Genomic DNA, 26,535 nt, shown 5'->3' with positions numbered 1-26,535 from the left:
AAGCATGATGAAACAACGCACAATTGCTGCCCCAATCAAAACTATCGGTATTGGTTTGCATTCGGGTTGCAAGGTTACCTTGTCGATTAAGCCTGCTCCTATTAATTCAGGAATTTTATTTGTTCGGGTAGACACTCCAGCGCAGTCAGTCGTTCCGGCCACTGCGCTAGCTGTATGCGATACGCGCCTTGCGTCTGTTATTCAAAATGAGGGTGTGCGAGTTTCTACTGTCGAGCATTTACTTTCAGCCTGTGCGGGACTGGGCCTTGATAATCTCATCATTGAATTAGATGGTGAGGAAGTGCCCATTATGGATGGTAGCGCTGCCTCATTTTTGTTCTTAATGGAATCTGCTGGTATTGAAGAGCAGAATGCAGCGAGACAATTTGTTGTTATCAAAAAACCAATTGAAGTGAGAGAGGGCGACAAGCTTGCACGCTTAGAACCATTCTTTGGCTTTAAATTGGATTTCACGATTGACTTCAAGCACCCCGCCGTCGATAAGACGGGGCAACGTTTTATAGTTGATTTTGCTGAGCATGCCTATCGTAGTGAAATCGGACGTGCACGAACCTTTGGCTTTGCACATGAAGTCGAAGCATTGCGGGAGATGGGTTTAGCGCGAGGCGGAAGTTTAGATAACGCCATAGTCCTAGACGAACATCGCATCCTCAATAATGAAGAACTACGCTATGAAGATGAGTTCGTAAGGCATAAGATTTTGGATGCGATTGGGGATCTCTATTTAGTGGGCCACCCGATTGTTGGATCTTATATTGCAGAAAAGTCAGGCCATGCTTTGAATAATGCTTTGTTGCGAAAGCTATTAGAAGACCCAAGCTCTTATGAGATTGACAGTTTTTCTGAAAATAAGGCACCAAAAGCCTATTCAAAAGAAAGTCAGCCCCTCTTTTTCTAATCCCTTAGGCCCCCAAACTACTTCGGTTTACTCTGGAGCAGTCGTTCGACTGCCTTGCGCAATTCTGAATCCGGGGCTAACTTCTCTAGCAATGACTCCCAAGAGGCTCTTGCCACAGAGTTGAAGCCTTTTGCACGTTCAGGGGTCTTGCGGGCTGCTTGGGATTTAATCTCCCAGGTTGCTGGTGCGGGTTTTGTGCGAACTTTAATGGCCGAGCAAATCACCCCATTTTTTCCTAACTCATTGATTAAGCTAGGTAAAACTTGCTGAAGGCGAGTGGCAATGCTAGCCCCGCTGACCAACAAAAAGAGCTCATTTTGGCCTCCTGATCTCCAGCCAGGCTCAATTTTTGGGCTTAGGTGGTCTAAATCCAGCGTAGTCAAAGCAGACTTTAGGGCCACTTTGAGCCGAACTAAATCCTCTGTCTTCGCTAAAATTCCTCCAAGACCCTCAGAATGACGAAGATAATCGAGCCATTCATGGGCTGCTTTCTTGCGCGGGGGCTTAGGTGCAAAGTTCATGGGTAAAAGAGGGTGCGGGTGATAAACTCAAGGTCTTAATTTACTTCAATATCCCATGGTAATCGGTCTTCTAAAAACCCTGGTCGGCAGTCGAAACGACCGCTTATTAAAACAGTATCGCAAGGTGGTTGCCAAAGTTAGTGCTTTCGAGCCTAGCCTGCAAGCTTTGGATGATGCTGCACTTCAAGCTAAAACTGCTGAGTTTAAATCTCGTCTAGCATCCGGGGAATCGCTCGATAGCATTACTCCAGAAGCTTTTGCTGTCGTGCGCGAAGCCAGCTCTCGAGTAATGAAGATGCGTCACTTTGATTCGCAGATTATGGGTGGTCTTGCACTGCATCAGGGCAAGATTGCTGAAATGGGTACAGGTGAGGGTAAAACGCTCACCGCAACACTTCCTGTTTATCTCAATGCATTGAGTGGCAATGGTGTGCACGTTGTTACCGTGAACGATTACTTAGCTCAGCGTGATGCTGAGTGGATGGCAACTCTCTATAACTTTTTAGGGATGAAAGTCGGCGTGAATCTGTCACAAATGGATCACACTACCAAGCATGAGGCTTACGCTGCTGATATTACTTACGGAACCAATAATGAGTTTGGTTTTGACTACTTACGTGACAACATGGTCCAGGATCTCGGTCAGCGCGTGCAGCGCGGCTTGGCTTATGCCATTGTTGACGAAGTGGATTCTATTCTGATTGATGAGGCACGAACTCCATTAATCATTTCCGGTCAGGCAGAAGATCATACGGATCTCTACTTAAAGATTAATGCTTTACCAGCATATTTAGAATTGCAAATTGGTGAAGAAAAAGCAGATGGTACTGGAGTTAAAAAACCTGGCGATTATTGGGTAGATGAAAAAACACAGCAAGTCTATTTAACAGAGCAAGGGCATGACAAAGCAGAAATGGCTTTAGTCGAGCTAGGCGCATTAAATGATGGCAATTCTTTATATGCCCCACAAAATATTACTTTGATGCACCATGTATATGCGGCTCTTCGTGCGCATACCTTGTATCACCGAGATCAGCAGTACGTTGTTCAGAACAATGAAGTCATCATCGTCGATGAATTCACTGGACGATTAATGCAGGGGCGCCGCTGGTCGGACGGCTTGCATCAAGCGGTAGAAGCCAAGGAAGGCGTGCCGATTCAGAATGAGAATCAGACACTAGCAACGATTACTTTCCAAAATTATTTCCGTATGTATGGCAAGTTGGCGGGAATGACCGGTACTGCAGATACCGAGGCTTATGAATTCAAGGAGATCTATAGTCTTGAAACAGTGGTGATGCCGCCCAATCGTATTAGCCAAAGAAAAGATCGTCAGGATCAAATTTATAAAACGTCTCGTGAGCGTTACGACGCAGTCATTAAAGATATCGAAGATTGCTATAAACGTGGACAGCCAGTATTGGTTGGAACTACTTCAATTGAAAACTCTGAATTAATTGCGGGTATTTTGGATAAGAGCCAGTTGCCGCATCAGGTCTTGAATGCTAAGCAACATGCACGTGAAGCCGAGATTATTGCTCAGGCTGGCCGGCCCAAGATGATTACTATTGCCACCAATATGGCGGGTCGTGGAACCGATATTGTGTTGGGCGGTAATGTAGGCAAACAATCTTCTTTAATTGAAGCGGATGATCAGTTTTCAGAGGCTGAAAAATCAAGCAAGATTAAGGCCTTACAAGATGAGTGGCAAAGTTTGCATGATCAAGTATTAAGTGCTGGTGGCTTACATATCATTGGTACTGAGCGTCATGAAAGTCGTCGTATTGATAACCAATTGCGTGGCCGTTCTGGACGCCAAGGTGATCCTGGATCCTCCCGCTTCTATCTTTCCTTGGATGACTCTCTTCTCCGTATTTTTGCTGGAGAGCGTTTGCGGGCTGTGATGGACCGCCTCAAAATGCCAGATGGCGAGCCTATTGAAGCTGGTATGGTGACTCGCTCTATTGAGTCTGCGCAACGCAAGGTAGAGGGCCGCAACTTTGATATTCGTAAGCAGTTGTTGGAGTACGACGATGTGGCGAATGATCAGCGCAAGGAAACCTACCGCTTACGAAATGAAGTATTAGAGAGCAGTGATGCTGGTGATTTAATTGCCAACCTACGTGAAGATGTGTTGCGTAGTATTTGCGGCTTGTATGTTCCGTTGGAGTCGATGGAAGAGCAGTGGGATTTAGTAGGGCTTGAAAAAGTACTGGCGAGCGATTGGGGCCTCACTCTTGATCTGAAGAACTGGGTTGAGAATTCCGCATCGGTTGATGATGCTCAGATTGTTGATAGAGTGTTACAGACTGCAAACGAAGTATATGACGCTAAAGTAGAGCTCTCTGGTCGAGCCTCTTTTGCTGGTTTTGAACGCTCTGTTTTGCTCTACAGCTTAGACACCCATTGGCGCGAACATTTAGCCGCCTTAGATCATTTGCGTCAGGGTATCCATTTGCGCGGCTACGCCCAAAAGGATCCAAAGCAAGAGTATCGTCGCGAGGCATTTGAGTTGTATGGCGAATTGCTGAATGTGATTAAGAATGATGTTGTTAAAAGCATCATGACGGTGCAGATCCGTAGTGCAAGTGAATTAGATGAAGCTGCCGAGTCAATGAATGAAGACCTTGCTAAGCTTTCTGACGTTCAATACCAACATGCCAACGCCGATAATGAAATTGCTGGATCAACGGGGGATCGTGGTGCAGTGGTCACTGTGACTCCTGCTCCCACTCGAACTGGACCAAAGATAGGTAGAAATGATCCTTGCCCTTGTGGTAGCGGTAAAAAATACAAGAGCTGTTGCGGCGCATTAGCTTAGATTGCATTTGGCTGCGTTCTATTTAGCGCCTAATAGGCTTTTACGCTTTCCCAAGGCTTTTTAAGGAAAGATCTTTCTGCAGCAATCTGATCAACTGGTAGATTTCGCAAGTACCTCACTAAGGGAGTCTTAACCGGCTCTTGAATGCCTCATCTACAATTGTTAAATCATGACAGTGAACTTACCTCTCCCCCAAAAAGACCAACTCAAGCCAGTCAAAGGCTTTCAGATGGGTATTGCTCAAGCCGGCATCAAAAAAGCGAACCGCAAAGATTTACTGGTGATGACGTTGGTGCCAGGATCACAGGTCGCTGGTGTTTTCACGCTCAATCGGTTTTGCGCTGCCCCCGTTCAAGTTTGTCGTGAGCATTTGGCTCAAAATGGTGAGAGGGGTGAAATTCTTGCCCTAGTGGTGAACACTGGTAATGCCAATGCAGGAACTGGTGAGCAAGGCATGAAAGATGCTTTAGCTACTTGTAAAGCCCTCGCCCAAGATTTGAAACTGAATCCAGAACAGATTCTGCCTTTTTCAACCGGAGTCATTCTAGAGCCGCTCCCCATTGAAAAAATCATCAACAATCTACCCAAGGCAGTAGCTGATTTAGATGAGGACCATTGGCTTGATGCTGCCCAGGCCATCATGACAACGGATACCCAACCGAAGGCGAGTTCGGTCACGGTGCAAACATCTTCAGGCCCTGTCACGATGACCGGTATTTGTAAGGGTGCAGGAATGATTCATCCAAATATGGCCACCATGCTTGGCTTCATCGCGATGGATGCTGGTTTTGCCCCTGGCCTACTTGCTGCACTGACCCGTGAGGTAGCAGACCTATCCTTTAATGCAATTACGATTGATGGCGATACCTCAACAAATGATTCCTTTATCGTGATGGCAACAGGCCAGGCGACAGTCGATATTCAGTCTGTGGATGACGAAAACTATAGTCTTGTGCGCAAGGCTTTAATTACGCTTGCACAGCAGTTGGCGAAAATGATTGTAAGAGATGGTGAAGGTGCGACAAAGTTCATCACTATTAACGTAGGCGGCGGTAAGACAGTGCAAGAATGCCGTCTTGTAGCAGAAGCAGTAGCTCACTCACCTTTAGTGAAGACGGCTTTTTTTGCTAGTGATCCAAACTTGGGTCGCATTCTTGCGGCGATTGGCTATGCTGGGATTGCGGATCTTGATGTGAACCAAGTGCAGATGTGGCTTGGGGATGTTTGGGTGGCAAAAGATGGTGGACGTAATCCAGATTACCAAGAGGCGGATGGTCAAAGAGTAATGCAGACCTCAGAAATTACTGTCAAGATTGATTTGGGTAGGGGCTCAGCGCAGCAAACTATGTGGACCTGTGATTTATCACATGAATACGTCTCTATCAATGCCGATTACCGCTCATAAAAAGATTCTCTATGAATGAAAAATTAGACCAACTTTTAAGTCATCTTGAAACATTTTTACCAAAGCAACTGACTCAAGAGCAATGGAAATCTACTACAGCCTTTAGATGGCGTCGGCGCGACAGTATTTTTGGGAGCATTGGTTTTTTGCAACCCGTCAAGCATGTGGCAGATATTTCATTTGATGACCTTAAAAACATTGATCGTCAGCGTGATTCAATTCGAGATAATACGAAAAATTTTATTCTCAGAAAACCAGCGAATAATATTTTATTAACAGGTGCGCGCGGCACTGGAAAGTCTTCCCTCATTAAAGCTAGCTTGCATGAATTCGCAAGTCAGGGCTTACGCTTGGTGGAGGTAGAAAAAGAGCACTTAGCGGATTTAGCCGACATTACAGAATTATTGGCTGATAGACCAGAGCGTTTTATTATTTTTTGTGATGACCTCTCATTTGAGGATGGTGAATCGGGCTACAAAGCGATGAAGTCTGCATTGGATGGTTCGGTATCAGCTCAGGTCGATAATATTTTGATTTACGCCACATCCAATCGGCGTCATTTATTACCCGAGTATATGAAAGATAATCTGACATATGCGCATAGTGATGACGGAGAGATTCACCCAGGTGAGGTGGTAGAGGAAAAAATTTCTTTATCTGAGCGGTTTGGCTTATGGCTTTCGTTCTATCCACCAAAGCAAGATGAATACCTTAGTATTGTTGCGCATTGGCTGGCTCATTTTGGTTTGAACGACAAGCAGATTGAAGCTGCGCGGGCAGAAGCATTAGTCTGGGCTTTAGAGCGTGGCTCACGCTCCGGTCGAGTAGCTTGGCAATTTGCTAAGCATTGGGCTGGCTTACATGCCGCATAATTTGAGAGACGCATGAGTCAAGGTGATCGTCCCATTACTGAGGTAGCCGCAGGGATTCTATTGGATTCTGAGGGTCGATATTTATTAGGCCAGCGTCCTGAAGGTAAGCCCTATGCAGGCTACTGGGAGGTCCCCGGTGGAAAAATCGAAAGTGGTGAATCTGTCTTCGATGCACTTAAACGTGAATTACAAGAAGAGCTCGGTATTGACATTGATGCTAGCCAAGAGCTAACTGTTTTGGAATATGACTATCCACATGCTTATGTGCGTTTACATGTCAGTGTGATACGCCAATGGAGTGGGACTCCTGCTGGGTGTGAGGGTCAGCAACTGTCTTGGCAATTACTTTCGGATCAAGCGCCTAGTGTTGAGCCGTTGTTGCCTGCGGCTTGGCCGATGTTAGAAAAACTAAGAGGCTTACTGAAGACTTAAAACTGGCAGAGCGTTAATCTAAATGGTACATCGTCATTTACCAGTTGTGGCTTACGATCTTGCTCAGTTTTCATAAAACGAATAGAGAGTAAATATTTGTTTGCGCTAATCTCAGAAAAGAGCAAATCATCTTCAACAGCAATCCGCATCAATTGATAGACCTTACCCGAAGGGGCTTGTTGAAATGATCCTTTGTGAGCAACGACATTTTTAGCCTCACCAGATTGACGTAATAGGCGCAAAAATATTTGACAGGCCTCTTGCCACGGCAAAAGGGGTGCTACATATTTTTCTAATACTTCTCTGCGCTGGTTGGACGGACTATTTTTCCAAGCATGGTAGCTAGGTAAATCTATTGGACTAGTTCCACCAGGAATATTTAGGCGTGTACGAATACCATTGAGCCACTCACTTTCAGTAATCACAGCATTCGGTTTACCCATTGAGCGATTGATATCTAGCGCTGCCTTATCGATATCCAAAATCGTTTGGGATAGCGCTTCTTGATCTACTTTTTGAGATGATTTTAAGCCATTCAAAGTATATTTTTGACGCTCGAATTCTTTAAGGAGAAGGGACTTGATATCGCCACGAGAACCGATATCACCCAAATCGAACAGCATTGCGATGGCATTGTGATGTAGCTCAGGATCATCTGATTTAAGAAAGTGATTAAAGCGGGCGAACAGATACTCCAGCCGAAGCATGCTTCGAACGAGTTCGTTAAAGGGATATTCGTAGACGATCACAAGGGTCTATTCTATGATGAACTTGTGGTGCACTAGCTAATTTTTAGCAGTTTTTGGTGCAGATTGAGCACTGCTTTATTTAGGCTATCCAGATCACCTTGATTCTCAATGACTGCATTAGCACTAATAAGGCGCTCTTCTCGACTGGCTTGGGCATTCAGGATGCCCTCAACCTCATTACGAGTCAGATTATTGCGCTGCATCACTCGCTCTATTTGGGTTTCTTTTGGACAATCAACTACGACTAAGTAGTCAATGAGATTGATCCAGGTGCCGGACTCAATCAATAGCGGCACTGAAAATACTAAATATGGGGCCTTTGTTTTCGACAGTGCTAATGCACGCTTAGCAGTTTCTTGGCGAATCAGGGGGTGAGTAATGCCTTCTAGGGTTTGCCTGGCATCGGGATTCTCAAAGACTAGCTTACGCATCTGATGCCGATTTAACGCTCCTGTGGCGTTGATAAATTCAAGCCCAAATGCCGCTTTAATCAATGGAATGGCACTTCCACCAGAGGCAGTAATTTCATGAGAAATCAGATCGGTATCAATAATTCCAGCACCCAGCGCGCCAAGTTGATCACTCACTAAGGTTTTTCCAGAGCCAATCCCGCCGGTTAGACCGACCAAAGGAATATGCCCTTTTAGAATGCCTAAATCAATTTGGGCAGCAGTAGGGTTGGAATGATTTGAGGCCATAACAACTCAATGATGCCAGCAATAGCTAAAAAAGGGCCAAAAGGCAGTGCCTGGCTTAGTGAATACGATTTGAACTTGAGCCACGCAAATCCAACGATTAATGAGGTGATCGAGGCTATCAGAAGAAGGCTGGGGAGCATACTCCACCCTAGCCATGCGCCTAAGCCTGCTAGTAACTTGGCATCGCCCATGCCGATGCCGTTTTGGCCTCGATATAGTTTGTAGATAGCATTTAAAGCCCAAATAACACCATATCCCACGGGTATACCCAGTAGTGACGCTAGCGGGGTTGTGATGGGGAATGGAGTCGTGTAATTAAATACAAGACCTAATGCGATGAAGGGGATCGTAATGCGATTGGGTAGCCGAAAGCTTTGCCAATCAACATAGGCCAAATACAAAAGGGTTCCTACGAACCCAGCCTTCGCCATCACAGCAAGGTATTGAGGGTCTATCAAATGATTTGTCCTAAGTTGAAGATTGGAAGGTACAAGATAATGACTAAGCTGCCGATAATAATCCCGACTAAAAGAATGAGTAAAGGCTCTAAGCTCTGACTCAGTGTGTGTAACTGTCCGCTGAGCTGAGACCCCAGAGTATGCGCTCGCTTATTGAGCATTTCCGATAATGATCCTCCTTCAGCGCCAATATGCAGTAGCAACAAAGTTTCAATGTCTAAAAGCATGGAATGTGGATCAGCTCTTTTGAGTGCTTCACCTAATGGCCATCCACGGGTCAGATGTTTAAAGATTTCAGCACTCATATCGTGGCTTACCCAGTTATTGGATGATTGTGCCGTCACTCGAAGTGCGTCCGGAAGGGGTAAGCCGGCCTCTAATAGATGGCCCAGGGTTCTGCACCAGTGGTTGAGCGTTGCTAGCCGTACTAAATTGCCTACTAAGGGTAGGCAAAGGATGAGCTTGTCGCAGCACTTTTGCAAGGAGATGAATCTAATCCAGCTATAAATAAAACCCCCTAGCCCTAAAAAACATAGACTAAGTAGCTCTATAAAATTACTTTGTATCGCGCTTGAAATAGCGATTAGCGCCTTAGTTGGCGTAGGCAGCTCCGCTTGGAAATGACTAAAGACATCCTTAAAAACAGGAACCACCCAAACCATCATTACTAAGACCAGTAAGAATGAGGTAGACAAAGTGATTACAGGATAAGTCAAAGACTGCAGTACTTTTCTACGTAATTCAATTTGGGCTTCTAGTTGCTCGGAGATAGTACGCAACGCTAGTGCAAGATCTCCAGATCTCTCACTCACTCTAATTAGGTTATAAAACTCAGGAGAAAATTTTCCACCTTGTGCACTTAAGCAGTGAGAGAAGCTGTTACCCTTTTGAAGAAGCGCGTGGAGATTTTCTAACCATGAATGCCTAGACTTTGGGGCGGATTGGATAATCAGCCGTATGCAATTGAGCAGAGGCAGGCCCGCATGAAGCAGCGCTAATAATTGCTGAGAAAAGTGGAGTTGCTCCGTTTTACTCAAAGATCGATTTGAAAATGGGTTTATTAGTGCCAAATACCTACCTCAGCATCCAAGGATTTCTGATCAATTAATCCTTCTTGAACCGCTTTTCTACCGGCTGCGTACAGATTGCAGTGGGGATTTAATCCATTTAACTCATTGCTACCCAGTACCTCATGTACTCCCAGTCGACCAAAATAACCGGAGCCTCTGCAATGCAAGCACTCCGAAATCCCGCCATGGTTCCTGCAGAAATGACAGGGTTTGCGCACTAGTCTTTGTGAACTAACGCAGCGAAGACACGATTCGACAGATTCCTGATCCACACCAAGCATCTTTAACCGACTTAATGCGCCTAAAGCATTGCGAGTATGCAGGGTACTCAATACTAGATGGCCGGTTTGTGCAGCTTGAATAGCCAGTTGCGCAGTAGCTGCATCTCGTATTTCACCAATCATGATCACATCAGGATCTTGCCTTAATAGGGCGCGGATGATGATGGGAAAATCTAAACCTGCACGTGGATGATAGGCAACTTGATTTACTCCCGGGAGTCGTATTTCAATAGGATCCTCTACGGAGCAAATATTGCGTTCAATTTGGTTCAACGCATTTAGACAGCTATAGAGTGTGCGGGTCTTACCGCTGCCTGTAGGGCCAGTCACCAATATCAGGCCATTGGTCTGGCGGATAGCTTGATGAAAAATTGCCAGCTGTTCTGGCAGCAAGCCCAGTTTATTGAGATCCAGATCTTCTATTTGACTAGGGAGTATGCGGACAACCGCTTTTTCACCATACAGTGTAGGCAGAATAGAAACCCGGCAATCAATATTAGGTTTACTGAAATCGAGTCCAATTGAAAGGCGGCCATCTTGCGGCAAGCGTTTCTCAGCGATATCTAAGCGAGCCAATATTTTGATGCGAGCAAGCAGGCGCTCATGCAGCTCAATCGGAAATTGATTTTGCATTTCTAGTTGCCCATCTATCCTCACACGGACAATTGTTTCCTGAGGCCTAGCCTCGATATGAATATCCGTTGCCCTGGAATTTAAAGCATGAACTGCAATCTTGTACCAGGTACGAATAACATGAGAGTCGTGGAGTGAGTCGTGCAGTGAGTCATGATGTGAGCGACTCAATCTAGATTCTGATGAGGTCTGTAGAGCTTGACAGTTTTAACGCCTTGCTCGTCACATTGCACAATTTCTAATACAACATTAGCAATTTTGATACTGACGTCATGATCTGGAATAGCCTCTAATTTTTCAAGGATAAGCCCATTTAATGTGCGCGGTCCTTCAAGCGGTAAATTCAGGTCTAGAAGGCGATTTAAATCTCGCAGCGCAGCAGTTCCACTCGCAAGGTAGGTGCCGTCTTTAAGCCAGCGTGGATCATGAGAGAGATTAGAGAATGAGGTTGTAAATTCACCAATTAATTCTTCGACAATATCCTCGAAAGTCACTAACCCGAGTAGCTCACCATATTCGTTGACTACCAAGCTTAAGCGCTGTTGATTGTCTTGAAAGAATTGCATTTGTTGCAATACAGGTGTGCCACTAGGTATAAAGTAGGGCTCATTGAGCAGTGCCTTAAAGTCCTCGTGTCGTAACTCATTATTACCGAGCAAAGACAGTGCCTTTTTGACTGAAAGGATGCCAATAATACGTTCAGAGTCAATATCACAAACAGGCAATTTATTGTGATAACACGTTTCTAATTGCTCCATCACTTCGTTGATTGGCCTTGATACATCCAGCATTTCAATTTTTGAACGGGGTGTCATTACGTCATCAACCAAGATGTTTTCTAAATTAAATAAATTCAGCAGAATATTTCTATGGTGGGTAGAGACAAAGCGGTTAGATTCCAATACAAGGCTTCGCAACTCTTCCTTGCTCATGGCTCTACTTTCAGTAGAGGTTTGCAATCCAGAAATCTTCATGAGGCTTGATACCAAGGCATTGATCAACCAAAGTAGCGGCTTTAAAACATAAGCCAGTGGCAGAATAATCCACCCTACATTGCTGGCAATTTTTTCAGGAAAAGCGGCACCAATGACCTTGGGAATAATTTCGCTAAAAATGATAATTAACATTGCCACAACCAAGGTGGCAATTGACAGAACTAATCCACTATCGCCAAATAAATGTAATGCAATACCAGTCACCAAGATCGGCAGAATAGTATTGATCAAATTATTGGAGATGAGCAGAACAGAGAGTAAAGAATCTATTCTTTTAAGCAGTCGCTCGGCAAGTGCGGCACCAGGATTTCCGCTATTGGCCATTGCCCTTAGTCGATGCCGATTAGAGGACAACATACTTGTCTCGGTCATCGAGAAGAAGCCAGAAAGTGCCAGTAAAAATAGGACTAGTGCAACTTGACCAACAAAAGGCCAGTTATCAAAAAAAGTGTCCATCAAATATGCCTAGAAAGAATAAGGAGGATTCAATATAGCAAAGTGTGGTTTCACTAGCTATAGGCAGACCAGAAAATTGGGTTCATGCGGACTGAGATGTATGTCAGAATCGTCGCATGACTAACATTAAACCGATCTTCATTCCCCAATCGGTTGAATATTGCATCATTGAGGCTCCCTTTGCTTGCTTGGGTCTTCAGACTGAACTGGTACAGGAGAGTCTGATGATTTCCAAAATAGACTACCTTCCCCTAGGAAGCGTTGGTCTTTCGCCCGGCAATGCATTGGCGAAGGTATTTGAAAACCAGTGCGCTCGGTACTTTATTGATGCGGCATTTACATTTGATTTACCCTTAAAGCCTACTGGAACTGCGCACCAACAAAAAGTATGGGACGCTATTTCAGGAATCAAGGCTGGCAATACTGCAAGTTATGGGGAGATTGCCAGGGGCATTCAAAGCGGACCTCGTGCTGTGGGATGGGCTTGCGGCGCTAATCCTTATCCATTAGTTATCCCCTGTCATCGAGTAGTTTCGACTCAGGGTATCGGCGGATTTATGGGGGAAGATAATCCTGGTTTTTATCGCCAAATTAAAGTTTGGCTACTAAAACACGAGGGCGCTATTTAAGGCTGTCTCAGCCTGCGAGAAGTAACAAAATAGAACGCCTTTATTAAGTAATCATTCGTTGCGGCGATCTTTGTAAAAGCATAAAAAATCCATACGGTATTTCGGGAGAGCTTTACGCCTGATGAATTGAACATTGCCGATCTATCAGTAATTTTTCCTAAGGTCATGACCGCAAGACCAAAAGCAAGGAAGCAGAAGCGCCTCATACCAGCCTCATTTTTTGGGATCAGGAGAATATATTTTAAGGAGTCTGCTAATTTATCGGTAGCGATTTGGAGGAGGTCTGACTGATTCAGTCGGGCGGGCTTCCAGTTCACTCCGCGTGCCTGGTCCTCTGGGGAGTCCTTGAGGATATTGGTCATTTGTAAGGCCTGTCCAAATCCAATGGCTAGTGCTTCATGTCCTTTAATTCGCCTTGCAAATGCTGGCGAGTAGGAAGTAAAAAGTGTCGTGAGGAGCTCTCCAACCACTCCCGCAACGACGTAGCAATAGTCTTCAAATTCAGCTAAGTCTTTGAGGCCATCTTTATTTTGTCGATGATGAAAGCGAGTCATCCCGTCCGACATGATGGAAACGCAGCGGCTAATGGCTGCTTGGTTAGCTTGGGGGAAGGTATGAAAAATGCGTAAAACAGTTGGGATGTGAGCAATCAAATCAAGCTCATCTGCATTAGGGTGATTTTTTAGTGCTTGTAAACAGGGGGCAACAAAGGACTCTGCGGGGGCAGCTCCTAAAACAGAATCTAAAAATAACTTAGATAGGGATTGTTTTTCAGTTGGGGTGAGTTCTGCTGCATCTTCAATGGTATCGACGATGCGGCACAGTAAATAAGTGTTTCCGACTACCACTTCCATTTCTGGTGGGAGCAGGGGAATGGTGAGGGCAAAAGTGCGCGAAACAGAGCCCAAGATGGCTTTTTGATAAGCCAAATCTTCTTGGGGGTTCACTGATAAATACACCAATGAATTATCTCAGACAGCCATAGCGGGATTGATCTCTTCGGTAATGGATGGCATCGGACGGCATTAGATGACATAAGTGACAAAGCCATATAATTTGACAAAATTCCTTTAGGAGACATAAGGCGATGTTGATTTGGTTTGTCATCATCTATTGGGTGATATCGGTAGGCATCGGTCTGTGGGCGGCTCTACGGGTTAAAAATACCGCTGACTTTGCAGCAGCAGGACATAGCCTGCCCCTGCCGGTGGTAACCGCTACGGTATTTGCCACTTGGTTTGGTTCTGAGGCTGTTCTCGGTATTCCAGCAACTTTTTTAAAGGAAGGGCTGGGAGGGATTGTTTCCGATCCCTTTGGATCTTCTTTGTGCTTAATACTGGTAGGCCTCTTTTTTGCCCGCCATCTTTATAACCGCCGAATGCTAACAATTGGTGATTTTTTCAGGGAAAAATATGGGCGTACCGTCGAGGTTTTAGTCACGCTCTGTATTGTGGTGTCCTATTTGGGGTGGGTTGCAGCGCAGATTAAGGCCTTAGGCTTGGTTTTTAATGTGGTGTCTGATGGCAGTATTTCTCAAACTGGGGGTATGTTGATCGGCGCAGGGAGCGTATTGATCTACACCTTATTTGGAGGTATGTGGTCGGTAGCCATCACGGACTTTATTCAGATGATCATTATTGTGATTGGTATGCTGTACATCGGTGGTGAAATCACTTCTCAAACGGGTGGAATTAGTGTGGTGATTGAGCATGCAGCTGCCGCCGGTCAATTCTCAAACTTTTGGCCTGATATGAATCTTGCCTCTATCCTAGGATTTACTGCCGCCTTATGCACCATGATGTTGGGATCCATTCCACAGCAGGATGTATTTCAGAGAATTACTTCATCTAAGAACGCCAATATTGCAGTGCAGGCTGCATTATTAGGAGGCGTGATGTATTTCATTTTTGCTTTTGTCCCTCTCTATCTAGCCTATGCGGCTACTATCATTAGCCCTGATCTAGTAAAGCAATACCTCAATACTGATCCACAAATGATTTTGCCTAAGTTGATCTTGAATCATGCGCCCATGATTGCCCAAGTGATGTTTTTTGGGGCACTTCTTTCTGCCATCAAGAGCTGTGCAAGCGCTACCCTGCTAGCACCATCGGTAACCTTTGCAGAAAATATCGTTAGAGGGTTCTTTAAGCATTTATCTGATCAAGACCTACTCAAGGTGATGAGAATGACTGTTTTGTGTTTTACGGTTGTCGTTACCTTTTTTGCCATTAATTCTGAGTTGTCGATATTTAAGATGGTTGAAAATGCCTACAAGGTCACATTGGTTGCCGCCTTTGTTCCGCTTGCTTTTGGTGTGTACTGGTCGAGGGCGAACTCATTAGGGGGTTTGCTATCAGTCGTATGCGGCCTGACCGTATGGATCAGTTGCGAAACTTTAGCGCCTCATGCCATCCTTCCCCCTCAATTAGCTGGTTTGTTTGCCAGTATTGTTGGCATGCTTTTAGGTGGATTAGTACCTAGGGGAAGATTGAGCCCAATTTAGTCACTCATTAACGCCAATGAGGGGGTAATCATAGGCGTAACTTCTTATTGCACTGCAAAATATTCTCATCTAATATGGCTTTAACTTAAAGTTTTTTATTCTGATGGAGTTTTTATGAAAATCTGTGTAATTGGTGGGGGTGGCGCTATTGGCGGCTATCTTGCAGTGATGCTGGCGCGATCAGGTAATGACGTGACTGTGGTTGCCCGTGGTGCTACGCTAGCTGCAATTAAAGAACGTGGCCTTGCTTTGATTATGGCCGACCAACCTGCACCCTTAGTTGCCCGAGTAAAGGCTGTTGAAAAAATTACTGACGTAGAGGCACCTGATGTCATTATCTTGGCTGTTAAGGCGCATCAGGTTGAGCCCATCATTCAGGATCTGGCTTTAATCATGGGCCCAGATACCATTTTGATCCCGATGCAAAATGGGATTCCATGGTGGTACTTTCAAAAGCTGGGGGGAGATTATCCGGATCACTCAGTGGAAACAGTGGATGCTGGCGGTGTTGCTAAAAAAGCCATCAACCCAAACAATATTATTGGGTGTGTTGTTTACCCGGCTACCTTTACTCAGGCTCCCGGAGTGATTCGCCACGTTGAAGGCAATCGATTTCCTTTGGGCGAGTTAGACGGTGTAGTCACAGACCGTATTCAGAAGATCTCTGACATGATGACGGCTGCGGGATTTAAGTCACCAATCTTGGAAGATATTCGTTCTGAGATTTGGTTGAAGCTGTGGGGAAATATGACCTTTAATCCAATCAGTTCATTAACCCATGGAACCTTAGAAGGTATCTGCCAATACCCATTAACGAAAGAGTTGGCACGTAACATGATGGCAGAGGCCCAAACCATTGCAGAAAAGTTGGGGGTTACCTTCCGAGTCGATATTGAACGCCGTATTGCTGGCGCAGAAAAAGTAGGTAAACATAAGACTTCGATGCTGCAAGATTTAGAGGCTGGTCGCAGCTTAGAAGTAGATGCCTTACTGGGTTCAGTCATTGAGTTGGGCAAAATTACGCAGACACCTACCCCTTGTTTGAATACTGTGTTCGCACTCACTAAATACTTGGATGACAACGTGCAGGCTTCAAAAGGAAGTTTGGCTTTACCCTCAGTATCGGGATATTAAAAAATATTACCTGCAACAAAAAGCCTCACCCTATTTCTGGGGTGAGGCTTTATTTTTTAAGGTAGATACTAAGTAGACTTACTCGAATAGATTATCTAATTGACCGACGCCATCAATGATGATGCTGACCTTGCTGCCTGGTTTCATAGAGCCAACACCCACAGAAGTGCCGCAGGCAATAATGTCGCCCGGTAACAGTGGTATGTCCTGTGAAATGAGGCTCACTAATTGTGCAGGTGAAAAAATCATATCGCTAATGGGGTAATTTTGACGCTCTTGATCATTTAATATTGTTTTGACGGTCAGCTTACTAGGATCCACATCAGTGGTGATGTAGGGTCCAAATACACCAAACGTATTGAAACTTTTTGCACGTGTCCACTGGGCATATCCTGGATCACGATTCAGAATTTCAATAGCGGTGACATCGTTAATGCACGTGTAACCAAAAATGGCTCTTGCAGCCTCTGCCTCATTCACTTGGTAGCAGTCTTTGCCGATGACTATTCCTAATTCGCCTTCATAAACTACTTTTCCTGAGTATGAGTCAGGCGTACGAATAGTCTGATTTGCGGCTAAAAATGTGTTGTTGCCCTTAAGAAAGTAGAGGGGTTCAGTAGGCACTGTATGCGCAAGCTTGGCTACTAAGGCATGAAAATTATCCACCATGGCTACCATCTTGGAGGGAGTGCAGGGAATATCGATCGTGACATCCGTCAATTTGATCGTTTCCCCAGTGGCCTGTGGATTTTGAAAGAGGTCGCCTTCATAGACGGCAATCTGTTCCCCTTGCATTTGTCCAAGGCCAGGTTTACCTTGGTATTGAAATCTAAGCCATTGAGCCATAATCATTTTTCTTGGAAGTTACTATTGATAAATCATTATCTTACAGAGCCAAAGCCATGAATCAACTCACTGAATTAACGTTTGCACCTGAATTTGATCAGCCGATTCGATATATAGAGCGTACGCGGAGTTATTACCTTGGCCTCGGATATGACACGCCGTATGTATGGGCGCACTATGGGGATGTTCCATTTACCGCCTTAAAGAAGCCATTAAGCCAATCCGTTGTGGGATTGGTGACCACTGCCGTCCCGTTCGATGCTAGCAAAGGGCCACAAGGAGCTGGGGCGCCATACAACGCAGCAGCAAAATTTTATGAGCCATATTGTTTGCCGATTGATGCTGAGATAGATCTGCGTATTGCGCATGTCGGTATCGATAGACAAAATGCCGATATGGCAGACATGCAATGCTGGCTTCCGCTTAATGCTGCTATGCAAGAAGTGAATAATGGCCGCATTCAGTCATTATCAAAAAATATTTATGGGCTGCCTACTAACCGGAGTCAGCGACATACATTAGAAGTCGATGCCCCACAGATTTTGAAGATGCTGCGTGCGGATCAAGTCGATGTTGCTGTATTAATTCCGAACTGTCCTATTTGTCATCAAAGCCAAAGTTTATTGGCGCGTTATTTGGAGGAGGCGGGAATACCAACAATAGTAATGGGATCGGCAAAAGATATCGTGGAGTATTGCGGTGTGCCCCGCTTGTTATTTAGCGATTTTCCTTTGGGAAATGCTGCAGGTTTACCTAATAATCCTCAGGCGCAATCAGCTAACTTTGCTTTAGCATTACGGGTCTTGGAAAGCGCTCCTGGACCCCGAACAACCGTGCAGTCACCGCTGGTTTGGTCAAAAGAGCCTCATTGGAAATTAGATTACTCCAACCTTAAAAAGCTTTCTGCGCTTGAGCTTGCCCGATTGCGTGAAGAGGTAGAGTTTGCTAGGGAGACAGCGCGAGAGCTCAGAATGAAAAGCGTTGGAGTTTAGGTCTGTCTTGCCAGGGAATACTCGCAGAGGGCTCGTAATGCTGAAGTAGCTTCGTTTTGTGGAAAATCCGCAATGTACTCCAACGCAAGATCGATCTCTCTTTTTGCGGCGGCATGGGTGTATTCCAAAGCGCCTGAATGCTGGACCGCATTGAGAATCTGCGCAAATACATCTTCTGGAAGATCTTGATTTTGTTCAATAGCTTCGCGTACTAGTAGACGTTCTTCTGGGCTACCATTCTCTAAAAGGTAAATCAATGGAAGCGTAGGCTTGCCCTCACGTAAATCATCCCCAGCATTTTTTCCCATCTGGGCTGCATCTGCGGTGTAATCCAGGAGATCGTCCATTAATTGAAAGGCGGTTCCAATATGCCGACCGAATGCTGCGGATTGCTCACGTTGTTTGGCATCGGCGCCAGCCAAAATAGCGCCAAGCTCAGCGGAGGCTTCGAATAACTTAGCTGTTTTAAAGCGGATTACGCGAAGATAGCTATCCTCATCTACCTCTGGATCATTCATATTGAGGAGTTGTAAGACCTCCCCCTCAGCAATCGTATTGGTGGCATTAGAGAGGATTTCCATGATGCGGGGGTCATTTGGCCCCACCATCATCTGAAAAGCTCTTGAATAGAGAAAGTCACCCACGAGAACGCTGGCAGCGTTACCAAATGCAGCATTAGCCGTCTCCCGCCCCCTTCTGAGGGTAGACTCATCCACAACATCATCATGCAACAGGGTGGCTGTATGAATGAATTCAACTACCGCTGCCAGTTCCAGTACGTGGGGGTTTTCCTGGCTAGGGGCTAGGGCCTTAGTGACCAATAGGAGCAAGGCTGGCCTGATCCGTTTCCCCCCCGCCTGGATGATATAAGCCGAGATTTGGTCTATCAGGGCGACTTTAGACGCTAGGCGTAGGCGAATAACATCGTCTAAAGCCTTGAAATCTAAAGAAATTGGGGTCAAAATTTGACTTAATTGATGGGTTTTGACAGTGCTCGTCATGCAAGATATAATAATCGGCTTAGCTCATCCAGGGTGGATTAGCTTAAATGTAGATATTAATTAAGGTTTCAAACCATGTACGCGGTCATAAAAACCGGTGGCAAACAATATAAAGTTGCTGCTGGTGAAAAATTGAAAATAGAACAGATACCAGCGGAAATCGGCAGCGAAATTACTCTTGATCAGGTCCTCGCCGTAGGCGAAGGCGCTTCACTCAAATTGGGTGATCCATTGGTTAATGGTGCAGCTGTGATAGCCACTGTCGTCTCCCAGGGACGTCACGATAAAGTGACAATCTTTAAGATGCGCCGTCGCAAGCACTATCAAAAGCACCAAGGCCATCGTCAGAATTACACAGAAATTCTGATTAACACCATCAAAGCTTAATTTAGGCTAACGGCGAATAGCAGGAGAAAAATATGGCACAGAAAAAAGGCGGCGGCTCGACGCGAAATGGTCGCGATTCGGAATCGAAACGTTTAGGCGTTAAGGTTTTTGGCGGCGAGCATATTAATGCTGGCAGTATCATCATTCGTCAACGTGGAACACGGGTTCATCCTGGTGCGAACGTCGGCATTGGAAAAGATCACACTTTATTTGCATTAATTGAAGGTAAAGTAGAGTTTGGCGTTAAGGGTGCTTTGAAGAAGGCCCAGGTTTCAGTTTTGCCTCTGTAATTAGGCGCCTGACTGAGATTCGTTTTATTCCGATTTATCCGAATTTAACTCTTAGGAACAGGCCTCGCTAAGCGAGGCCTTTTTTATTCATGAAATTTATTGACGAAGCACGTATTGAAGTGATTGCTGGCCAAGGTGGCGCCGGAAGCGCTTCTATGCGCCGCGAAAAGTTTATCGAATTCGGTGGTCCTGATGGTGGCGATGGCGGTAAGGGTGGAAGCGTCTGGGCCACGGCCGATCGCAATATCAACACGCTTATCGATTATCGCTACGCTAAAACCCATACCGCAAAAAATGGGGAACCTGGCCGTGGTGCTGATTGCTATGGTCGCGCGGGCGACGATATCGAGCTTCGCATGCCAGTAGGCACAATCATTGCTGACTACGATACAGGTGAACCCATTGCTGACTTGACCACCCATGGTGAGCGCCTCTGCTTGGCTCAGGGTGGTGTTGGTGGCTGGGGAAATATTCACTTCAAGAGTAGTACTAATCGAGCCCCACGTCAGAAGACTAACGGTAAGGATGGTGAGCGCCGCAAACTAAAATTAGAATTAAAAGTCTTAGCGGATGTCGGTTTGTTAGGAATGCCTAATGCTGGTAAGTCGACTCTGATTACAGCTGTTTCTAATGCACGTCCAAAAATTGCGGATTACCCATTTACTACCTTGCATCCCAATCTAGGCGTAGTGCGAGTAGGTAGTGAGCGCAGTTTTGTTATTGCAGATATTCCGGGCCTGATTGAAGGCGCTGCAGAGGGTGCTGGTTTGGGACATCGATTCTTAAGGCATTTGCAACGCACCGGTGTGCTCTTGCATCTGGTGGACGTAGCACCTTTCGATGACAATATTGATCCCGTAGCAGATGCCAAAGCGATTGTGAATGAGTTGCGCAAGTATGACGAGGCACTTGTTGAGAAACCCCGTTGGTTGGTCCTGAATAAAGTCGACATGATCCCTGAAGAGGATCGTGCGAAGGTAGTTGCTAATTTTATTAAAAAGTTTAAGTGGACTGGCCCTGTATTTGAGATTTCTGCTCTAACAGGATTGGGTTGCGATAAGCTGTGCTATGCCTTGCAAGATTATTTAGATTCTGTTCGAAAAGATCGGGACGATGCGGATGAGCGTGCTGCGGATCCTCGCTATCAAGATCATCCAGAAGACAAAACCCCAGATTAATTAGTTTTATCTAAAATTCACATTCAATATGGATATTGAGAAACCCCAGCGGATTGTTGTCAAAGTCGGATCAAGCCTCGTCACTAATAATGGCGAGGGTTTGGATCATGCTGCCATAGCAAAATGGGCTGAACAAATAGCGACATTGTTAAGTGCGGGTCACGAAGTCTTAATGGTGAGCTCTGGGGCAATTGCTGAAGGAATGCAACGATTGGGCTGGACTAAGCGCCCACATGACATTCATCAATTACAAGCGGCTGCGGCCGTCGGTCAGATGGGTCTAGTTCAGGTATATGAGAGCTGTTTTGCGCGGTTTAATTTACGAAGCGCACAGGTTTTATTAACCAATGCTGATTTAGCTGATGCAGAACGTAACGCAAATGCAAAGGCAACTCTGGAGACTTTGCTTGTGTTGGGCGTAGTGCCCATCATCAACGAAAATGACACCGTTGTGACTGATGAAATCAAGTTTGGTGACAACGATAGCTTAGCTGCATTAGTAACGAATTTAGTGCGCGCCGATCTTCTAGTGATTTTGACGGATCAAGGTGGATTGTTTACCGCCGATCCACGTCAAGATGCCAGCGCTACTTTGCTCAACACGGCGGTAGCAGGAGATCCTGCTTTGGAAAAAATGGCCGGTGGGGCTGCTAGTGAACTTAGTAAAGGTGGCATGCTAACCAAGGTACTGGCTGGAAAAATAGCGGCACAAACAGGTGCCTCTACCGTGATCGCTTCTGGTCATGAAACACAGGTGCTTACCCGCTTAATCGACGGTGAAAAAATTGGCACTCGCCTTACCGCAGCTTAATCACCTCTTTAAGAAGTGCTAAGTGGTTTTTTCTTAAATGAATTAATTCACTACCCCAAAAGAATTCGTTGGCTTTGTTTGACCTGTAAAGCCATTCGGATTGAGAGATTTAACGATTGATTTCAGGTTTTTCTCTTGGGTATTAAAACTACAAAAAGCACCCTGGGCCAATGCGGCTTGGTATCGATTGGGGGTGTGGTCTTTAATGGGCAACCAAGTGCTCAGTGGATTTTCTTGCCATTTGTTGTTATCGAATGTGCCATATAAGCGCCACTGAAATGAATCACAGCGGATGCCTTCATATTGGGTCTGGGTGTTTCCATTTGGGCTAGTTAGTACAACCGTATATCGAGTAATGCCGTCTGCACCAATTAAAATTGAGTCGGTATCTACTGCAAACTTAAAAACCGTTTGCTGAGAAACATAAAATGGCTGCAGGCTCGCTTTATTGGGCGGGTTCAAGGGCATGGCCGTGCTACCTTCCTTGAAAATCATCGGCGCAAAGGGATCGACCCCACTTTCTAGAGGGTCACCGGCGCAGCCCACTAAAGCGGTACACAACGCTACGCCAAAAGAATAAAGAGCAATGCGGTCAAAATAATGTGTTGTCATGGCTTATCTGTCGGTTTTGTATCTTTGGGTTGATTTGCTTCGTCTGCATAAAAAGATTGAAACAAATCTAGTGGCGAGCCCCAAGCCAGCTGTTGCATTCGAATCCCTTTAGAGAGGTATCTTGCGAGCTCAGAAAGGGCTAATTGATAAACCCCGCGCTTGAAATCAATCACGCTATCGAGTTGAATCCAAAAAGGAACCCAGCGCCATGAATCAAATTCAGGATGCTCAGACGCATTGAGGTCAACATCATGATCTTGGCCCACTAAGCGCAATAAAAACCAAATTTGTTTTTGACCACGATAGTTCACGCGATGCGCTCTGCTGGCATGTTGGCGGCGTAAAAGCTCCTCAGGGACTTCGTAGCGAAGCCAATCCTTTGTTCGTCCAATAATTTGGACATGTTCTGGCAGTAAACCCACCTCTTCTTGCAATTCGCGATACATGGCTTGTTCAGGGCTTTCACCATGCTGAATTCCGCCTTGCGGGAACTGCCACGAATGCTGCCCAACGCGTTTTCCCCAGAAAACCTCGTTTAGGTCGTTGAGGAGGACTATGCCGACATTGGGTCGATATCCTTCACGGTCAAGCATGATCGCGTCTCAAATCCTTTAAAATCAATGATTTGATTATATCCATACATGAAAGCATCACAATCATTCCTCGCCACACTTAAAGAAGCCCCTTCAGACGCTGAGGTGGTTTCGCACAAGCTGATGGTGCGCGCCGGCCTAATTCGTAAGCTTAATGCTGGTATTTATAACTACTTGCCGCTAGGGTTAAAGGTCATTCGTAAGGTCGAAAGCATTATTCGTGACGAGATGAATCGTGCTGGTGCGATTGAGTTATTGATGCCCATGATTCAGCCTGCTGAGTTATGGCAAGAAACTGGTCGTTGGGAAAAGATGGGACCAGAGTTACTCCGCATTAAGGATCGTCATGATCGTGATTTTCTTATTCAGCCTACCTCTGAAGAGGTGGTGACAGATTTAGCGCGTAACGAAATCAAAAGCTATAAGCAACTCCCAGTGAATTTTTATCAAATTCAAACAAAGTTCCGGGATGAGCGCCGTCCTCGATTCGGCATTATGCGCGGTCGTGAATTTAGTATGAAAGATGCTTATTCCTTTGATCGTGATACCGAAGGATTAAAGAAGTCTTATCAAATCATGTTTGATGCATACACCCGTATTTTCACTCGGATGGGTTTGAGGTTTCGTGCAGTTACTGCGGATAATGGCGCTATTGGTGGGTCTGGTAGTCAGGAGTTTCACGTCATTGCCGATATTGGTGAAGATGCGATTGTGTATTGCCCGAACTCGGATTACGCAGCCAATCTCGAAGCGGCAGAATCACTCTCCTTGTTAGCAGTTCGCGCCCCTGCGACGCAAGACATGACGAGAATCGCTACGCCAGATCAAACGCATTGCGCTGACGTTGCAAAATTCTTAGGATTACCACTTGAGCAAACAGTGAAGTCATTGCTATTTGCTGCAGAGCAAGCGCAGGGTGAGGTTGCCTTATTTATGCTGTTGATTCGGGGAGATCACGAGCTAAATGAAATTAAGGCGAGCAAGATTCCCGGTATGGCGCAATCACGCTTTGCAACCGAGACAGAAATAAAGCTTGCATGCAATTCACTGGCAGGTTATCTAGGTCCGGTCGGTGTTGCTCCAACGGTCACGATTGTTGCAGACCATACTGTTGCCAATATGGCTGATTTTGTTTGTGGTGCTAACGAGGCTGGATATCACTTGACTGGGGTGAACTGGGGTCGAGACTTACCAGAGCCTATGGCCATGGATCTTCGTAACGCGGTGGTGGGTGATCCCTCTCCTGATGGCAAGGGTGCGGTAGATATTTGTCGCGGTATCGAGGTTGGGCATGTATTTCAGCTTGGCACTCGTTATTCTGAAGCAATGGGTTGTACCTATTTAGATCAGCAGGGCAAAGCGCAACCGATGGTGATGGGCTGCTATGGTATCGGCGTAACGCGTTTGCTAGGGGCTGCTATTGAGCAAGGTAATGATGAGCGCGGTATTATTTGGCCGATTTCAATGGCCCCATTTGAAGTGGTGATTTGCCCAATGGGCTACGATAAGTCAGAGGCTGTGCGTTCTGCCGTGGATCAATTGCATAGTGAATTGGTCGCCGCTGGAATTGATGTGGTTCTGGATGATCGTGGTGAGAGACCGGGTGTTATGTTCGCTGATTGGGAATTGATCGGCGTGCCATTCAGGGTGGTTATTGGCGACCGTGGCTTGGCAGATTCTCAGGCGGAATTTAAGGGGCGTACGGATGCAGAATCGCAAAATATTCCACTGTCAGAGATTAAGGAAAAAGTCATTGCTGCAGTACAGACTGCAAAGCAATTGATTTCTTAATTACTTTTTGAATAAGCCGCCAAGTCCTTTGGCGGCTCCTTTTGCGGCCATCGACGCCATCGTGCGCGCCATTTTGCCACCTTTGAACTGCTTCATCATCGTTTGCATTTGATCAAACTGCGCTAGTAGGCGGTTGACTTCTTGTACTTGAACACCGGCGCCCGCAGCAATACGGCGTTTACGACTGGCTTTAAGTAATTCGGGCTTCATGCGTTCGCGTGGGGTCATGCTATCAATGATGCCGCGCATCCGCTGTGTTTGTTTATCGGCAACACTTAGATTAGTTTTAGAGGCCGCTTGTGCCATATGACTTGGCAATTTATCCATTAAGCTGGCCATGCCGCCCATTTTCTGCATTTGAGATAGCTGATCTCTAAAGTCACCCAAATCAAATCCGCCCTTGGCAATTTTGCCGGCTAACTTTTCTGCTTTGGCGACATCAACGTTTTGCTGAGCCTGTTCAACCAGCGCCAGAATGTCACCCATTCCCAAAATACGGTTAGCCATGCGATCAGCATCAAATGCCTCAAGGCCGTCCATTTTTTCGGCGACACCAATAAATTTCAGTGGCACTCCAGTGATTTGGCGTACTGATAATGCGGCGCCTCCACGAGCATCACCATCTAGCTTAGTCAAGATCACGCCAGTAAGTGGAAGAGCTTCATGAAAGGCTTTGGCTGTGTTGACAGCATCTTGCCCTAGCATGGCATCGACCACAAATAGCGTCTCAATAGGATTTAGACTGGTGTGCAGAGTATTGATTTCTTGCATTAACGCTTCATCGATACCCAGGCGTCCAGCGGTATCGACTAATAAAACATCAAAATAATGACGTCGTGCCCAATCTAAGGCGGCAAGCGCTATTGCATTTGGTGTCTGATTGATATTGCTTGGAAAAAACTCAGCACCTACTTGTTTGGTGACCATTTCTAACTGCTCAATCGCCGCTGGGCGGTAGACGTCACAGGAGACTGTTAAAACCTTCTTTTTCTTCTTCTCTTGTAGATACTTGGCTAGCTTTCCGACTGAAGTCGTTTTACCCGCACCCTGCAGGCCTGCCATTAGTATGACTGCCGGTGGTTGGGTCGCTAAATTGAGCTCCCCAGTTTGCGCGTCATCGCCGCGCATGACTTGGGCAAGCTCTCGCTGGACCAATCCCACTAGGGCTTGGCCGGGGCTGAGGCTGCCAACAACCTCTTCACCTAGGGCTTTAAATTTGATTTGTTCGAGTAAAGATTTCACGACAGGAAGCGCTACATCAGCCTCCAGTAAGGCAAGGCGGATCTCCCGTAACATTTCTGAGGTGTTACTTTCGGTGAGGCGAGCCTCTCCACGCATTGTTTTTACAACGCGAGATAGGCGATCAGTGAGATTCTCTAGCATTTATCGATTAGACTTTCCAGATGGACATTTTAGGTTACTCGGGCAGCGGATGGCTCCCATTCACAATTTATTTGT

26 protein-coding genes and 1 pseudogene are annotated in these 26,535 nt (G+C 45.8%); 14 read left to right on the top strand and 13 right to left on the bottom strand.

Going from position 1 to position 26,535, the window contains the following annotated elements; genetic code table 11:
* Positions 1–4: 4 nt before the first annotated feature.
* Complete coding sequence (gene lpxC, locus B0G85_RS05130; RefSeq protein ID WP_100379380.1) at positions 5–919, top strand: UDP-3-O-acyl-N-acetylglucosamine deacetylase; 915 nt, start codon at positions 5–7, stop codon at positions 917–919.
* Between the two features lie 17 nt (positions 920–936).
* Here lpxC and B0G85_RS05125 read toward each other — a convergent pair whose 3' ends face one another.
* Positions 937–1,440 carry a hypothetical protein gene (locus B0G85_RS05125; protein WP_100379379.1) on the bottom strand — a complete coding sequence of 168 codons (504 nt, stop codon included), beginning with the start codon at positions 1,438–1,440 and terminating at the stop codon, positions 937–939.
* Between the two features lie 55 nt (positions 1,441–1,495).
* Here B0G85_RS05125 and secA point away from each other — a divergent pair, with 55 nt between their 5' ends.
* The 4 genes from secA to B0G85_RS05105 all read left to right on the top strand — a co-directional run bounded on the left by secA (position 1,496) and on the right by B0G85_RS05105 (position 6,970).
* Positions 1,496–4,261, top strand: coding sequence for a preprotein translocase subunit SecA (gene secA / locus B0G85_RS05120; RefSeq protein WP_100379378.1), 2,766 nt, complete (start codon positions 1,496–1,498; stop codon positions 4,259–4,261).
* A gap of 169 nt (positions 4,262–4,430) precedes the next feature.
* Positions 4,431–5,666, top strand: coding sequence for a bifunctional glutamate N-acetyltransferase/amino-acid acetyltransferase ArgJ (gene argJ, locus B0G85_RS05115; protein ID WP_100379377.1), 1,236 nt, complete (start codon positions 4,431–4,433; stop codon positions 5,664–5,666).
* A gap of 11 nt (positions 5,667–5,677) precedes the next feature.
* Positions 5,678–6,538, top strand: coding sequence for an ATP-binding protein (locus B0G85_RS05110; RefSeq protein WP_100379376.1), 861 nt, complete (start codon positions 5,678–5,680; stop codon positions 6,536–6,538).
* 12 nt (positions 6,539–6,550) lie between these two features.
* Positions 6,551–6,970 carry an NUDIX domain-containing protein gene (locus B0G85_RS05105; protein ID WP_100379375.1) on the top strand — a complete coding sequence of 140 codons (420 nt, stop codon included), beginning with the start codon at positions 6,551–6,553 and terminating at the stop codon, positions 6,968–6,970.
* On the opposite strand, the gene zapD is transcribed toward B0G85_RS05105, so the two are convergent.
* The 6 genes from zapD to B0G85_RS05075 are packed head-to-tail and all read right to left on the bottom strand — an operon-like array spanning position 6,967 to position 12,310.
* Positions 6,967–7,719 (bottom strand): cell division protein ZapD, encoded by a 753-nt coding sequence (gene zapD, locus B0G85_RS05100; RefSeq protein ID WP_100379374.1) that lies wholly within the window; start codon positions 7,717–7,719, stop codon positions 6,967–6,969. The two genes, B0G85_RS05105 and zapD, sit on opposite strands and share 4 nt — an antisense overlap.
* A gap of 32 nt (positions 7,720–7,751) precedes the next feature.
* On the bottom strand, positions 7,752–8,417 hold the full coding sequence (gene coaE / locus B0G85_RS05095; protein WP_100379373.1) for a dephospho-CoA kinase: 666 nt from the start codon (positions 8,415–8,417) through the stop codon (positions 7,752–7,754).
* The gene (locus tag B0G85_RS05090; protein ID WP_232725952.1) at positions 8,372–8,875 is read right to left on the bottom strand and encodes a prepilin peptidase; all 504 of its coding nucleotides are present in this window, start codon (positions 8,873–8,875) and stop codon (positions 8,372–8,374) included. The genes coaE and B0G85_RS05090 overlap by 46 nt, the downstream gene beginning before the upstream one ends.
* Positions 8,872–9,945, bottom strand: a complete 1,074-nt coding sequence (locus B0G85_RS05085) for a type II secretion system F family protein (RefSeq protein WP_232725951.1) — start codon at positions 9,943–9,945, stop codon at positions 8,872–8,874. Before B0G85_RS05085 ends, B0G85_RS05090 begins: the two co-directional genes overlap by 4 nt.
* The gene (locus B0G85_RS05080) at positions 9,936–11,030 is read right to left on the bottom strand and encodes a GspE/PulE family protein (RefSeq protein WP_232725950.1); all 1,095 of its coding nucleotides are present in this window, start codon (positions 11,028–11,030) and stop codon (positions 9,936–9,938) included. Before B0G85_RS05080 ends, B0G85_RS05085 begins: the two co-directional genes overlap by 10 nt.
* On the bottom strand, positions 11,027–12,310 hold the full coding sequence (locus B0G85_RS05075; protein WP_100379372.1) for an HlyC/CorC family transporter: 1,284 nt from the start codon (positions 12,308–12,310) through the stop codon (positions 11,027–11,029). Before B0G85_RS05075 ends, B0G85_RS05080 begins: the two co-directional genes overlap by 4 nt.
* A 116-nt stretch (positions 12,311–12,426) precedes the next feature.
* Here B0G85_RS05075 and B0G85_RS05070 point away from each other — a divergent pair, with 116 nt between their 5' ends.
* Positions 12,427–12,939, top strand: coding sequence for a methylated-DNA--[protein]-cysteine S-methyltransferase (locus B0G85_RS05070; RefSeq protein WP_100379371.1), 513 nt, complete (start codon positions 12,427–12,429; stop codon positions 12,937–12,939).
* Here B0G85_RS05070 and B0G85_RS05065 read toward each other — a convergent pair.
* Entirely contained in the window at positions 12,936–13,898 is a 963-nt protein-coding gene (locus tag B0G85_RS05065; RefSeq protein WP_100379569.1) for a phytoene/squalene synthase family protein, read from the bottom strand. The genes B0G85_RS05070 and B0G85_RS05065 overlap by 4 nt on opposite strands.
* Positions 13,899–14,026: 128 nt before the next feature.
* On the opposite strand from B0G85_RS05065, the gene B0G85_RS05060 reads away from it, so the two are divergent.
* A complete protein-coding gene (locus B0G85_RS05060) occupies positions 14,027–15,442 on the top strand; it encodes a high affinity choline transporter 1 (RefSeq protein WP_100379370.1) in 1,416 nt (471 codons plus the stop codon).
* Between the two features lie 114 nt (positions 15,443–15,556).
* Positions 15,557–16,576 (top strand): 2-dehydropantoate 2-reductase, encoded by a 1,020-nt coding sequence (locus B0G85_RS05055; RefSeq protein WP_100379369.1) that lies wholly within the window; start codon positions 15,557–15,559, stop codon positions 16,574–16,576.
* 78 nt (positions 16,577–16,654) lie between these two features.
* Here the strand turns inward: B0G85_RS05055 and B0G85_RS05050 are convergent, their stop codons facing one another.
* Positions 16,655–17,422, bottom strand: a complete 768-nt coding sequence (locus B0G85_RS05050) for a fumarylacetoacetate hydrolase family protein (protein WP_100379568.1) — start codon at positions 17,420–17,422, stop codon at positions 16,655–16,657.
* A gap of 56 nt (positions 17,423–17,478) precedes the next feature.
* Between B0G85_RS05050 and B0G85_RS05045 the strand changes: the two genes are divergently transcribed.
* Positions 17,479–18,414 (top strand): glycine reductase, encoded by a 936-nt coding sequence (locus B0G85_RS05045; RefSeq protein ID WP_100379567.1) that lies wholly within the window; start codon positions 17,479–17,481, stop codon positions 18,412–18,414.
* Here B0G85_RS05045 and B0G85_RS05040 read toward each other — a convergent pair.
* Positions 18,411–19,415 carry a polyprenyl synthetase family protein gene (locus B0G85_RS05040; protein WP_100379368.1) on the bottom strand — a complete coding sequence of 335 codons (1,005 nt, stop codon included), beginning with the start codon at positions 19,413–19,415 and terminating at the stop codon, positions 18,411–18,413. The two genes, B0G85_RS05045 and B0G85_RS05040, sit on opposite strands and share 4 nt — an antisense overlap.
* A gap of 75 nt (positions 19,416–19,490) precedes the next feature.
* Here B0G85_RS05040 and rplU point away from each other — a divergent pair, with 75 nt between their 5' ends.
* The 4 genes and pseudogenes from rplU to proB all read left to right on the top strand — a co-directional run.
* The gene (rplU, locus tag B0G85_RS05035) at positions 19,491–19,802 is read left to right on the top strand and encodes a 50S ribosomal protein L21 (protein ID WP_100379367.1); all 312 of its coding nucleotides are present in this window, start codon (positions 19,491–19,493) and stop codon (positions 19,800–19,802) included.
* A gap of 32 nt (positions 19,803–19,834) precedes the next feature.
* Positions 19,835–20,092: a 50S ribosomal protein L27 gene (gene rpmA / locus B0G85_RS05030; RefSeq protein WP_100379366.1), complete on the top strand. Its 258-nt coding sequence runs from the start codon at positions 19,835–19,837 to the stop codon at positions 20,090–20,092.
* Positions 20,093–20,181: 89 nt separating this feature from the next.
* Complete coding sequence (gene obgE, locus B0G85_RS05025; protein ID WP_100379365.1) at positions 20,182–21,270, top strand: GTPase ObgE; 1,089 nt, start codon at positions 20,182–20,184, stop codon at positions 21,268–21,270.
* Positions 21,271–21,298: 28 nt separating this feature from the next.
* A pseudogene (gene proB, locus B0G85_RS05020) lies at positions 21,299–22,075 on the top strand (glutamate 5-kinase); the annotation flags it as partial.
* A 48-nt stretch (positions 22,076–22,123) separates the two neighbouring features.
* Here the strand turns inward: proB and B0G85_RS05015 are convergent.
* Together B0G85_RS05015 and B0G85_RS05010 are read right to left on the bottom strand one after the other, a co-directional pair.
* On the bottom strand, positions 22,124–22,693 hold the full coding sequence (locus B0G85_RS05015) for a CNP1-like family protein (protein ID WP_100379363.1): 570 nt from the start codon (positions 22,691–22,693) through the stop codon (positions 22,124–22,126).
* Positions 22,690–23,286: an RNA pyrophosphohydrolase gene (locus tag B0G85_RS05010; protein ID WP_100379362.1), complete on the bottom strand. Its 597-nt coding sequence runs from the start codon at positions 23,284–23,286 to the stop codon at positions 22,690–22,692. Before B0G85_RS05010 ends, B0G85_RS05015 begins: the two co-directional genes overlap by 4 nt.
* Positions 23,287–23,334: 48 nt before the next feature.
* Between B0G85_RS05010 and B0G85_RS05005 the strand changes: the two genes are divergently transcribed.
* Positions 23,335–25,077, top strand: a complete 1,743-nt coding sequence (locus tag B0G85_RS05005; RefSeq protein WP_100379361.1) for a proline--tRNA ligase — start codon at positions 23,335–23,337, stop codon at positions 25,075–25,077.
* Here the strand turns inward: B0G85_RS05005 and ffh are convergent, their stop codons facing one another.
* A complete protein-coding gene (gene ffh, locus B0G85_RS05000) occupies positions 25,078–26,460 on the bottom strand; it encodes a signal recognition particle protein (RefSeq protein WP_100379360.1) in 1,383 nt (460 codons plus the stop codon).
* Positions 26,461–26,535 lie beyond the last annotated feature (75 nt).

Source organism: Polynucleobacter brandtiae, assembly GCF_002797575.1.
GTDB classification, from domain to species: domain Bacteria; phylum Pseudomonadota; class Gammaproteobacteria; order Burkholderiales; family Burkholderiaceae; genus Polynucleobacter; species Polynucleobacter brandtiae.
Note: the sequence above shows the minus strand (reverse complement) of the source record. Positions and strands in the feature narration are given on the sequence as shown.

Bases quoted from the DNA above. Each gene is read 5' to 3' on its own strand.
- lpxC (WP_100379380.1), top strand. From the start codon at position 5: ATGATGAAACAACGCACAATTGCTGCCCCAATCAAAACTATCGGTATT.
- B0G85_RS05125 (WP_100379379.1), bottom strand. From the start codon at position 1,440: ATGAACTTTGCACCTAAGCCCCCGCGCAAGAAAGCAGCCCATGAATGG.
- secA (WP_100379378.1), top strand. From the start codon at position 1,496: ATGGTAATCGGTCTTCTAAAAACCCTGGTCGGCAGTCGAAACGACCGC.
- argJ (WP_100379377.1), top strand. From the start codon at position 4,431: ATGACAGTGAACTTACCTCTCCCCCAAAAAGACCAACTCAAGCCAGTC.
- B0G85_RS05110 (WP_100379376.1), top strand. From the start codon at position 5,678: ATGAATGAAAAATTAGACCAACTTTTAAGTCATCTTGAAACATTTTTA.
- B0G85_RS05105 (WP_100379375.1), top strand. From the start codon at position 6,551: ATGAGTCAAGGTGATCGTCCCATTACTGAGGTAGCCGCAGGGATTCTA.
- coaE (WP_100379373.1), bottom strand. From the start codon at position 8,417: ATGGCCTCAAATCATTCCAACCCTACTGCTGCCCAAATTGATTTAGGC.
- B0G85_RS05075 (WP_100379372.1), bottom strand. From the start codon at position 12,310: ATGGACACTTTTTTTGATAACTGGCCTTTTGTTGGTCAAGTTGCACTA.
- B0G85_RS05070 (WP_100379371.1), top strand. From the start codon at position 12,427: ATGACTAACATTAAACCGATCTTCATTCCCCAATCGGTTGAATATTGC.
- B0G85_RS05060 (WP_100379370.1), top strand. From the start codon at position 14,027: ATGTTGATTTGGTTTGTCATCATCTATTGGGTGATATCGGTAGGCATC.
- B0G85_RS05055 (WP_100379369.1), top strand. From the start codon at position 15,557: ATGAAAATCTGTGTAATTGGTGGGGGTGGCGCTATTGGCGGCTATCTT.
- B0G85_RS05050 (WP_100379568.1), bottom strand. From the start codon at position 17,422: ATGGCTCAATGGCTTAGATTTCAATACCAAGGTAAACCTGGCCTTGGA.
- B0G85_RS05045 (WP_100379567.1), top strand. From the start codon at position 17,479: ATGAATCAACTCACTGAATTAACGTTTGCACCTGAATTTGATCAGCCG.
- B0G85_RS05040 (WP_100379368.1), bottom strand. From the start codon at position 19,415: ATGACGAGCACTGTCAAAACCCATCAATTAAGTCAAATTTTGACCCCA.
- rplU (WP_100379367.1), top strand. From the start codon at position 19,491: ATGTACGCGGTCATAAAAACCGGTGGCAAACAATATAAAGTTGCTGCT.
- rpmA (WP_100379366.1), top strand. From the start codon at position 19,835: ATGGCACAGAAAAAAGGCGGCGGCTCGACGCGAAATGGTCGCGATTCG.
- obgE (WP_100379365.1), top strand. From the start codon at position 20,182: ATGAAATTTATTGACGAAGCACGTATTGAAGTGATTGCTGGCCAAGGT.
- B0G85_RS05015 (WP_100379363.1), bottom strand. From the start codon at position 22,693: ATGACAACACATTATTTTGACCGCATTGCTCTTTATTCTTTTGGCGTA.
- B0G85_RS05010 (WP_100379362.1), bottom strand. From the start codon at position 23,286: ATGCTTGACCGTGAAGGATATCGACCCAATGTCGGCATAGTCCTCCTC.
- B0G85_RS05005 (WP_100379361.1), top strand. From the start codon at position 23,335: ATGAAAGCATCACAATCATTCCTCGCCACACTTAAAGAAGCCCCTTCA.
- ffh (WP_100379360.1), bottom strand. From the start codon at position 26,460: ATGCTAGAGAATCTCACTGATCGCCTATCTCGCGTTGTAAAAACAATG.